General features: G+C 53.8%; 10 protein-coding genes and 1 pseudogene. 3 read left to right on the forward strand and 8 right to left on the reverse strand.

Going from position 1 to position 9,472, the window contains the following annotated elements; all coding sequences use genetic code 11:
- Nucleotides 1-135: 135 nt before the first annotated feature.
- Together ACP99_RS19985 and ACP99_RS10015 are read left to right on the forward strand one after the other, a co-directional pair.
- The gene (locus ACP99_RS19985) at nt 136-825 is read left to right on the forward strand and encodes a hypothetical protein (RefSeq protein WP_156105653.1); all 690 of its coding nucleotides are present in this window, start codon (nt 136-138) and stop codon (nt 823-825) included.
- An 83-nt stretch (nt 826-908) separates the two neighbouring features.
- On the forward strand, nt 909-1,871 hold the full coding sequence (locus ACP99_RS10015) for a Kiwa anti-phage protein KwaB-like domain-containing protein (protein WP_049986470.1): 963 nt from the start codon (nt 909-911) through the stop codon (nt 1,869-1,871).
- A 115-nt stretch (nt 1,872-1,986) separates the two neighbouring features.
- Here ACP99_RS10015 and ACP99_RS10020 read toward each other — a convergent pair whose 3' ends face one another.
- From ACP99_RS10020 to ACP99_RS10055, 8 genes are all read right to left on the reverse strand, one after another.
- Entirely contained in the window at nt 1,987-2,787 is an 801-nt protein-coding gene (locus tag ACP99_RS10020; RefSeq protein ID WP_049986471.1) for a DUF6166 domain-containing protein, read from the reverse strand.
- A 27-nt stretch (nt 2,788-2,814) separates the two neighbouring features.
- Nucleotides 2,815-3,918 (reverse strand): DNA polymerase sliding clamp, encoded by a 1,104-nt coding sequence (locus tag ACP99_RS10025; RefSeq protein WP_049986472.1) that lies wholly within the window; start codon nt 3,916-3,918, stop codon nt 2,815-2,817.
- 159 nt (nt 3,919-4,077) lie between these two features.
- Nucleotides 4,078-4,947, reverse strand: coding sequence for a hypothetical protein (locus ACP99_RS10030; RefSeq protein WP_049986473.1), 870 nt, complete (start codon nt 4,945-4,947; stop codon nt 4,078-4,080).
- Nucleotides 4,944-5,894, reverse strand: a complete 951-nt coding sequence (locus tag ACP99_RS10035) for a winged helix DNA-binding protein (protein WP_049986474.1) — start codon at nt 5,892-5,894, stop codon at nt 4,944-4,946. The genes ACP99_RS10030 and ACP99_RS10035 overlap by 4 nt, the downstream gene beginning before the upstream one ends.
- A gap of 336 nt (nt 5,895-6,230) precedes the next feature.
- Entirely contained in the window at nt 6,231-7,223 is a 993-nt protein-coding gene (locus ACP99_RS10040) for a transcription initiation factor IIB (RefSeq protein ID WP_049986475.1), read from the reverse strand.
- A 29-nt stretch (nt 7,224-7,252) separates the two neighbouring features.
- Entirely contained in the window at nt 7,253-7,825 is a 573-nt protein-coding gene (locus ACP99_RS10045; protein ID WP_156105657.1) for a hypothetical protein, read from the reverse strand.
- A 42-nt stretch (nt 7,826-7,867) separates the two neighbouring features.
- Nucleotides 7,868-8,365 (reverse strand): hypothetical protein, encoded by a 498-nt coding sequence (locus ACP99_RS10050; RefSeq protein WP_049986477.1) that lies wholly within the window; start codon nt 8,363-8,365, stop codon nt 7,868-7,870.
- A gap of 107 nt (nt 8,366-8,472) precedes the next feature.
- Nucleotides 8,473-9,249, reverse strand: coding sequence for a hypothetical protein (locus ACP99_RS10055; protein ID WP_156105659.1), 777 nt, complete (start codon nt 9,247-9,249; stop codon nt 8,473-8,475).
- An 81-nt stretch (nt 9,250-9,330) separates the two neighbouring features.
- Here ACP99_RS10055 and ACP99_RS19990 point away from each other — a divergent pair.
- A pseudogene (locus ACP99_RS19990) lies at nt 9,331-9,472 on the forward strand (IS5/IS1182 family transposase); the annotation flags it as partial.

A 9,472-nucleotide genomic window follows, 5' to 3' on the forward strand; every position in this document is an offset into this window, starting at 1 on the left:
CATCCGGCACTACCCCGAAGCTGATGCCGAGGTCATCGATTGTTCTTAGTGTGGTAGACTGGTATTGAGAACTAGATAATATGATAATAATCTGGAGTTTTTATTATCGCTTGCCTCTGATCAATTGTAGTAAGAATGGCTAACAGCACAATCCCCCTCCTTAGCGCAATTATAGGTGGGCTTTCTGGTGGACTTGTTTTCTCTTTCATTCAGAGTTGGGCTTGGAGGTGGTATACGAAGCCGAAGTTAACAATTGGTGCATCAGCGGCAACTGCTTTCGAAACTGATGAGGACGGAGATATTTCTTCTCGAGTATTCCGAGTGCCGGTTCAAAATCAGGGTCGGTCCTCAGCTGAGAACTGTAAACCAGAATTGCGTATGACTGGAGACTTGGATGGGAGTGAATACGTTATAAATACTCAGCTCCAATGGTTTGAGGATCAGAATCCCAGCCGAATAACGATTAATTCTGGTGAGCGGGCAAAGTACAACCTTCTCCGTGTGACAAAACAAGAGACAGATGATTATATCCCCGTCGACCCGACATTCATTGTTCAGTTTGCTAGCCCCGGTGGGTGGGATAAAGGAGATAGCATTGTGAAATGGGACTACGATGACGAAACAGGTCGTGCAACAAGCGCAACAGTCCCCGATAGTCTTGAACGTGATACCTTTCAAGAAATATCATGGAATTCCGCTGAGGTCATTGTCACCGCTGGAAATACTGACAAGATTGAATCAAGCATAGAGCTTGATCTAGGAGAAGAACGTGGTATGGTAGGGATGAGGATGTTATTCAGCGACGGTGAAGAATTATCATCATAGGGAATGGGTTAGTTCTTTAATGACAGCAGCAATCCATACACAGAGAGGGATTTCAAATGCCGATTGACCGATTCCGGCAAGCAGTGGATCTACTGGAGTCAAATCAAGATTTCTACCGTGATTATATTTTAGGTGTAGAAGTCCCCACAACGGACTCTCTCCTAGCGGAACGCAATCTGACAGCGTTAGAGTACCACGAAATTCCCCTCGATCAAGGGGTTCGAGAAAGGATACAGTCGATTGCAGCTTCCAGAGCTCGAGGTTACCTTTCCGATATTGAGGATGGAAGCCGCGATATCCGAGAGTATGATATAACAAATACAGAACAAGATACGGTTCCCCTTCAATACGCCGACCCAGGCAGTATCGAGCATTTTGAGCGATATGAACCTCTATTAAACGAGGAATATTTTGATACAGGATCTTACGATAACCTCTCAGACATCAGTTTTCAGGCTCTCCGAATCAGTAATGAATCTGATGAGCATGTAATCATTTTCCAAAAATTCTCGAATCGGCAGATTTCAGGGAATACCGATGACCTCCGAATTAGTGAAAGAGACGAACAGTATCAGGAGTTCGAGGATACTGTGATTACAATTCCGGAGAGAATTGATTGCATACTCTACGAAGATACGATATACGTCTTCGCTTCCAAGAAATTCGAGGACATCTTTGATTATTTGACTCAGTACGAACGTCACGCCAACGATGTACTCACCGGAATCGACAGTTCTGAGTTACGGATTCATAATATGGGTGAGTTTGTTGATTCGATTCTTGGCGACCGGAGAGCATTGCGTAAGATGAAATCTATTGAGGAACGCGGCCTCTATAGTTCTCTGAACCGGGCACAGGTCGAAGATATTGTGGATGATTACGATCTCGGTATAGAAATTCAGACAGACGATGATGGGGAGTGGGGCATCCATATTCCGGACCTGAGAAAAAAGTGGGACGTAATCCGGTTGCTTGACGACGATCACTTGGAATCCTCACTTACAAGTACCCAATATCAGGTGTACGGCAAGGATCAGCGAGATTAACTTGATTATCTGATGCGAAGATTCTCACACAACTATTCTGGACCCAAGCCAGAGGTGAGACGATATTCTCCGAGAACTGTGGACTCAGTGTAAGGGTAATTTATAGGTCGATACATTAAGAACTTATGAGCGTCTCCTGCTCATCGTCGTATTGGGGAATATACTCTTCACCGCCGAACCAGAGAATGAGTGTTGGCCGAAGACGTCGGATGCTCTCCTCGGTTGATTCGCCGACGTGGTCGACAGTCCTGAGCGTCGTGGCGTAGCAGGCCCAGGCTGCGAACTCGCCCATCGTCTCGAACTCCTCAGCGATGGCCCGCTTGGCAGCAGCGGAAGTCAGTCGACTATGCGTTGAGAGCCACTGCTTCGACAGCGATTCAGCAGCAGGGTCACGATTCTCCGATCGGATTTCCTGGAGTCGATACAGGTTGCCTCTGGTATCTCCCTTCTTCCAGAGGACCTCGTCGTATCGTCGGACCAGAGCAAGTTCGTCAGCGTAACTGATCGAGTCCAGATCGACTGTTTCGATATAGACGTCGTCCGGTTGTGGAGCGGTGTTGTCCGGATAGTCCCTGTGAAGGTACTGTTCGCGAAAGCTCGACTCGCGGAGGTCCTGAAGACGAATCGACCATTCATCACCGCTCAGCTCGCGTCTGACGAAGTTCTCTGCGAACAGGTGATAGTCATCGATTGCAACTTCAACCCCGAGAGCGGAAGCGAGCAGGGCGATAGCGAGTTGGCAAGCACGTTCTGGAGCCGCGTCCGGCCCCCAATCGAACCCGCCCGATGACAACGAATGTACCATCAGGTGTTTGTCGAGGAGATCGTCGCCGGCGTAGACGAGACAGCCCCCAAGTGTGCGTTCTCCGCGATACCGCCGCGCTCGGTACTTCGACTGTGAGTAGCTAGTTTTCATAGTACGTGGAAAGCCGTCTGGGAGCGGTTACGTCTCGATACGGGGGGCCAGCATCCGGGCCATCGACCCTGCATCATCGTCAAGCTCGTACGAGAGCATGATGGGGAACTCACTCCCGAAATCGACTGTGACGCTAGCCCCCTTCGGAATGGTTCGCACAATCTTTTTCATGTAGTCGAGGCTGAACAGCGACGAGGCTTCAGCGAACGTGGCCTGGTCGAGTTCCTCCTCATCGAGCTGGAAGTCGACAGCGTCGGTATCACCTTCTGCCTCGATTCTGAGGACCTCTTCGTCAGCGTCCATCCGGAATCCGACGTGATCGGCAACGAGGTCTGCAGCTTTGACTCCTTGCTGGAGGACGTCGCGGTTGAGGGTAGCGCTCGCTGGGAGTTCCAGCTCAGGAAGCGTCGGCTCTGCTCTGATGGTCGCTGGATCGAGGCAAGCCATTCGGAACTCGATGCCGTCGACGAAAACAACCAGCTTGCGTGTCTCTCTATCGAGACTGAACTGGACGAGATCGTCGTTCTTTGCGAGGTTCACTGGATCGGCGAAGCGGTCCAGATCGAGACCGAGGACACCCGGAGTAGCATCGTACGACTCGAATGCTGAGGCATTCAGAGTGAGATCGTCCATCGCGACGTTGGCGGGATCGACTGCACGAACACGGATCCCGGATTCGTCTATCCTGAATCGGGCTTCGTCGACGTTCGCGCGAAGTGCTTTGAGGATAGCCTTGAGGGGACTCGCCTGAATGGTTGCTCGGAACGTCGACGGCGACTCTGAAGGAATCTCATCCGTTGCTTCTTCCCCATCAGTATCGACATCTGTATCTGGTTCTTCCTCTGTCTCGGATTCGAAATCTCGGGCTTGCTCCAGCCAGTCTGCAGCCTGTTCCACGCTGACGTTTGCAAACTCCGCGATTGTCTCGGAGTCAGCGGCTTCGAGAGCCTCGATCGTTGAGATTCCTTGTTCGTGCAGACGGATCGCTTGTTCCGTATCGATACCAGAGATGTCGACGACATCCGGTAGTTGTTCCGAGGGTTCCGGAACAGTCTCGGGCCGTTCAGATGCATCACGGTTGTTCTCAGGCTGTTCGTTGTCAGAGCGGTCTGTGGATGTTTCTATACTCATAGGATTCTATGGCGCGATAGAGCGAAAGCACGAGTTCAGACGGACAGTCGTGGAGTCAACTCGCCTTTCCCTCAGTCTCTTTAGAGATGATAAATTTCGACTCAGGAGTACCGGCCGAGATACGGCTCACGACGCGAGAAGTACAACGAGCATCTGGAGTTACTGAAGTCGGATAGTAGTCTCCTCACGCTCTAAGATCTGCTTTTCGACTAAGCGGGCAATCGCATCGTCAACAGCATCCGCCTGGTCGTCAGAAAGTTCTCTCACGTTCGAGAGGACGCGGTCTCGAATGTTCTCCACATCGGTTACTCCATCATCGACCGCACCCAAGACCGTGTACTCAACCTCGAACTCTGTCGCGAACGCTGCGATACGAGAAGTGAACGTATTCGGAAGGCCCGATAGCGAATTGACCGCCATTTCGATGGTGAACAGCGGATGAGATCGGTCGCGGATGTGTCGTGCTTCAGTCGAACCTGTGTTGAACGGACGCTGTTCGTCGATTTCGGTTAGGATCGACTCGTAGTCGAGGCCACGCTGGGCGTACTTCCGCATGTCCTCGATGTCGCGCCGGCGGCCACTCGCCAGATCACCACCCGAGACCGCTTTCAACAGGAACATATCCTCATCCGAGAGGATGAATGCGGTCGCGTAATCGCCGGTCCAGAATTCCTCGGCCCGGTCATGCATTCGCTCGGTGATCCATACCTTCCCGACGACTTGCCGCTCGAAGAGATCGATCTGAAACCCTCGGTCTTCGTGATGGAGTTCGACAGTTTTTCCGACCCCTTCGAACGACTCTGTCGGCTCGTCAACCACCGTGAACCCTTGTGCCTGAAGCGCCTGGTAGACGTGCTCGAACTCGGAAACGACGCCCAGCGCAAGGTCGATGTCCTCGGTCTGATCTTTCAGTCCGCGAACCGTCATCGCCGAGCCGCCGAGGAGATACACGTCTACGGGTTCCGAGAGCCAGCTGTCGAACTCTTCGAGGAACGCTCTGATCGCATCTCCACCTTTGAACACCGTCATGAGACACCGTATTGCTCTTTGAGAGCGGTAAATTCTGATTCACTCGGGAGGAAGACCGGGAGGTCCTCGGATATTTCGAACTCTCCGTGAAGGGGTCGGTACATCGCGGTCACTGCTGTCTCCAAGTCGTACCACCTTGCCGTGTCTGTGAGGGTCTCTTGGTCGATATCCAGCTTCTCGATCAGCAGCATCGAATAACTGACGCGGCGAGAGCCACTGTCGAGGATGAGGGTGTGGCACACGACCTCCGAGGGCGTGAGTTCTTCATCCGGAGCGTACCAGAATGCGGGTTCGCCAGCGAGGAAGAACTGCAGGTCATACTCCTGGAATCGTGCGAGTCCAGTCACCCGCCAGTCAGCAGCCGACTCTAGTGCGGACGTATCCTCCGACGTTTGGACGCGAACAAGCGCCCGCTTCGGGTCGCACCACTCGACAGTCGCACTCGGAGCGAGTGCTCGAGTTCGCGAGCGGTGTTCGTGGGTCACGACTTCTCGTGCGAACGTTAGCAGTGGCGAGAGGTCATCAGTCAAGGCGTATTCCGGCCCAGACGGCGACAGCATCGCACGGTGCTTGAGCGGCGACAACGCATTGTGGACGCCCTGTCGGGTGATGTCGAGTCGCTCTGCGATCTCGGTCGCTCGACGTGGTTCGTCGAGGTACCAGCACACCCGCAGTGTTGCTGGCGAAAGGATCTCGGTCCAGTCGACGTGACCCAGCTTCGAACGGAGGTCTCGGTACGACTCGACGATTGGATGGTCCGTTACCCGGACGCGGCGCCGGTTCTTCGACCCGCGAGATTCAGTGAGCAACCCGTCTTCGAGCAACTCATCGAGGACGTCGTAGATGTGGTCCTGCGAATACTCGGTTTCGGTCGCGAGTTCGTGTGGAGTCGCCTCACGGCCAGCGCTAAGCGCGTCTAGCAGTGCGAGGCTGGCCTTGGTCAGCATCTCTGTAAATAATAGAGCCGATTCGTATAAATATGTTTCTGGATTTCTGTTTACAGACTGCTTGTGTGACGTCTGCCCACCTGCGGACGAAGTCCTGCTACATCGAAACCGGTGGAAGCCAGTCACAGGACGGACAGAACGCTTCGTATACAGCCAGTGTTTCGTCGAACTCCCAACTCCCATCGTCACGGAAAAGTACGCCTGCTCGAACGATAGCGTGAACCGCCCCGTGACCACAGTTGGGGCATTCGTCACCTGGGGCCCATCCCGCCCGCTCGAAATCAATCGTCCACTCTGCGTCAGTGACGACGGCCGACGACCGTTCACCGCAAGAAGTCATCCGTGTACCTCTAATCCAGACTCCTCTTCGTGTTCGAGCATCGATTGGAGTTTCTTCCATTGCTCACGGAGCGTCATAGCGGAGACACTCGCGAGCTCGGCGAGACTCGTTTGGGTGACGTTCTCGTCAGCCTCACGAGCAGCCTCGTAGATGCAGGCAGCGGCAACGCCGGTTGGTCGACAGCCGTTCCCGAGACCGACTTCGGACGCTTCTCGGGCCAACTCCAGGGCGCGTTGGCCCACTTCTCGTGAGAGATCGAGGTCCGATGCGAATCGTGGGACATACTGAACGGGAGCCATCGGAACTGCCGGGAGATTCAGTTCGTGATTCAACACGCTGTACGCGTTGCTGACCCGCTCTCTGGAGACAGTCGATACCTCTCCGACCTCGTCGATTGTCCGAGGGAGTCCCGAACATCGACAGGCTGCATACACGCCGGCAGCCGCCATTGCTTCAATCGAACGACCACGGATGAGGTCCTCGTTCGCAGCAGTCCGATAGAGGGCGCACGCTTGCGTACAGATGCTCTCGGGAAGGTCGAGCGCACCGACGATTCGCCGGACTTCCGAGAGCCCATGTGCAAGGTTCTGCTCAGCTTTCCCTTCGAATCGAGCTTGGCGGTCCCATCGCCGAAGCCGGTGCAGTTTCCGGCGTTTCGCGGCCGGAAGCTGTTGCCCTCGTGCATCGCGATACCGACCGATCTCTGCAGAGATGCCCCAGTCGTGCCGGGCATTCGTCACTGGCCCACCAACGCGACGTCGATCTTCGGCATCGTATGGCGTCCATTCAGGTCCGTAGTCAATACAATCCTCGTCGACGACGAGCCCACACTCAGGACAGTACCTCTCATTTCTGTCTCGTTTGAGCTTGACCTCAGAACACTCAGGGCACTGGTTGATCGTAGAAGGGAGGCGTTCGGGAGTCTCAACACCGGTCGTTTCAGGCTGTTCAGTGTGCTTCGTTGCGACGCTGGATGAATCTGTAGACATGGTTGATCGATTGGAGCTCTGGAATCGGATTACTCGAAGTCGGGGCCAGTCAGGTTAGGCGGAAGTTCCGGGTCGTATTCGCGGTGGAATGCTCGGAGAACCTGATTCTGCCAAGCTACGTATTCGCCAGGAGTCGAGGCGTTGAACCGTGTCACACCGAGATCGTATTTTCGCGCAAACGCTTCGAGATCGACTGCTTCGATACTCGTAATCGCGTCTGTCGTGGGATCTGGAGCAGCGGCTGCAGGAAGTGGTCGTTCCACCCACGCATCGAAACATCCATCCACGGAGCTGATCACGAGGACGCCGTCGGTCGCTCCGACGAACAGGCTGGTCGAAATCCGAGCGAGATTTCGGTACAGATCTGACGGAACAACCAGGAGTAGGTTCTCGGCATCCACTGAGGATAGGTGGCTGTGTCCTCCAGACCGACCGTCAGTTCTCCACCGGTTCTCCGTGTCGAGCCAGCCTCCATGCCGTAACTTGTCGAGTGCGGCATCGAGGAACGTCTGGCTCCGGTACTGAATGTACCCGACTACGGTCGCATAGAAGCTCATCGAGCCTCCGCGAAGAACTCCGGAGTCAGTGAGTTCGAAGTACACGACCCACACCGATTCGTCGAAGATAAAATCCGGAGAGAAGGCTCAGTAGTGGACATCAGCAGGAACCACCCAGAACTCGTCATCACTGTTGTGTTCGAGATGTTGTTCGACCGCTGATCGAGAGCGAAGGCCGGCGCCGTGTTGGTCGTAGATCCAGACGGACGCCCCGGCGAACTGGCCGAGTCGATAACAATCGAACCGAGCGAGGTCGACGTCGTCCATCACGGACTCAGAATCGAGGGCTTCGAGTTTCGCTCGCAACTTTTCGAGAGCCTCACGAAACCAGACTTCTTGTGCCTCGACAGCGTCTTCAAGGAGTTGCTTCCCCGTCTCTGACTGCAGGGATAGCGCTGGGTCAAGGCCACCGTATCGGGGATGATCTCGATACCGAGCCGTCGATTCATCTAGGGTTTTGTAGTAGTCAAACGCCGTCGACGCTCCGTCACCAATTCCGATCAAACGGTCGAGTGCGTACCTGGCTGTACTGACCGCCTCTGAGCTATCGACCGCCGGAACGAGAACTCTGATGAGCATGTGCATTTTCTATTCCTCACCCCTTTCGGGGGTCGATAAAACCGGCTAGAAGAAATTACTCGGGAAACCCAAGTCGTTGAAGTCGTTGTGATAAGAGACGTTGATTGTATCAACTACCAAAGAGCGTTCTCAACGGTCTTGCGATCAAACTCAATGAACAGTGCTCGTCGGAGATCTTCGTCTAACCCCGGATACTGTTCACTAGTGTGAACGAAGAGATCGCTTCCCTCACCAGCGCTAATCATCCAAGCTTGTTGCCCTTTGCCAATTGGACTGCCAACTGGACCACTTGTCTCAGTTTCACGGTGGCCAAGTTTCAGCGCGTTGCTAGTCGTAGTGTAGACGAATTTGAGTTCTGCATCAGCATTGATGTCGTGGACGGGGGCGATTGCCCCCAGTTCCGTATCGCTCTCAAAGTACGTACTACCGTCAAAATCACTGGATTCTACAAACGCTGCTTCTAGAACTGTCGAATCAACCTGCTCAAACAATTCAACAAACTCATTCCAAGTCAGTTTGAGACTGTTCTTCTGTGATCCATCCTCTTCATAGCTAAACTCGATAGTGAGACTATCGCCACCTTTGATTGCGAATTTTTTCAGGCCTGTAGAGCCCTGGCTGTCATAAGAGCGCTGGACGAGGCGGTGAGGAGATGCCAAATTTGCCTCATCGAGATAAGCGATATAATCATCAGTGAGACCTCCTCCGTATCCGTCCATTTCGTCTCGGCTTGTCTTGAGAGATGCCGTTAGCTCAGCCCAAGAAATAGTCTTGTATGTGGTGTCCCCGGGCAACGACTTTGCGTAGCGGGAAAGCTGTTGCTGGGATAGCGATCCCTTTGTTTTTGCTTCAATAACGAACAGTCCAGATCCAGTAGCGTAGAGGTCCACGCGACCACCCTTAGAATCAGAATCAGTTGCTTTGTTGAAACCCCTTGCTGACAAACACGACAGGTGAGTAGTGGAGAGGAGATGGATGCTCTCCCGAAGTCACGGCTCCTTCGATTCGTTGAGCGGGCTCTGGTGTTGGCTCGCCGTGCTGTCACACGGTTTTCGACTCGCTATTCCCGCAAGCGGTTCACGCTCCGGCAACACGTTGTCCTGCTCTGTCTCA

The organism is Halobellus rufus, from assembly GCF_000739575.1.
GTDB lineage: Archaea > Halobacteriota > Halobacteria > Halobacteriales > Haloferacaceae > Haloquadratum > Haloquadratum rufum.

What these genes read in the sequence shown, in the direction of transcription:
- ACP99_RS10020 (WP_049986471.1), bottom strand. Translation starts at nt 2,787, where the DNA reads ATGAAAACTAGCTACTCACAGTCGAAGTACCGAGCGCGGCGGTATCGC.
- ACP99_RS10050 (WP_049986477.1), bottom strand. Translation starts at nt 8,365, where the DNA reads ATGCACATGCTCATCAGAGTTCTCGTTCCGGCGGTCGATAGCTCAGAG.
- ACP99_RS19985 (WP_156105653.1), top strand. Translation starts at nt 136, where the DNA reads ATGGCTAACAGCACAATCCCCCTCCTTAGCGCAATTATAGGTGGGCTT.
- ACP99_RS10040 (WP_049986475.1), bottom strand. Translation starts at nt 7,223, where the DNA reads ATGTCTACAGATTCATCCAGCGTCGCAACGAAGCACACTGAACAGCCT.
- ACP99_RS10035 (WP_049986474.1), bottom strand. Translation starts at nt 5,894, where the DNA reads ATGCTGACCAAGGCCAGCCTCGCACTGCTAGACGCGCTTAGCGCTGGC.
- ACP99_RS10030 (WP_049986473.1), bottom strand. Translation starts at nt 4,947, where the DNA reads ATGACGGTGTTCAAAGGTGGAGATGCGATCAGAGCGTTCCTCGAAGAG.
- ACP99_RS10025 (WP_049986472.1), bottom strand. Translation starts at nt 3,918, where the DNA reads ATGAGTATAGAAACATCCACAGACCGCTCTGACAACGAACAGCCTGAG.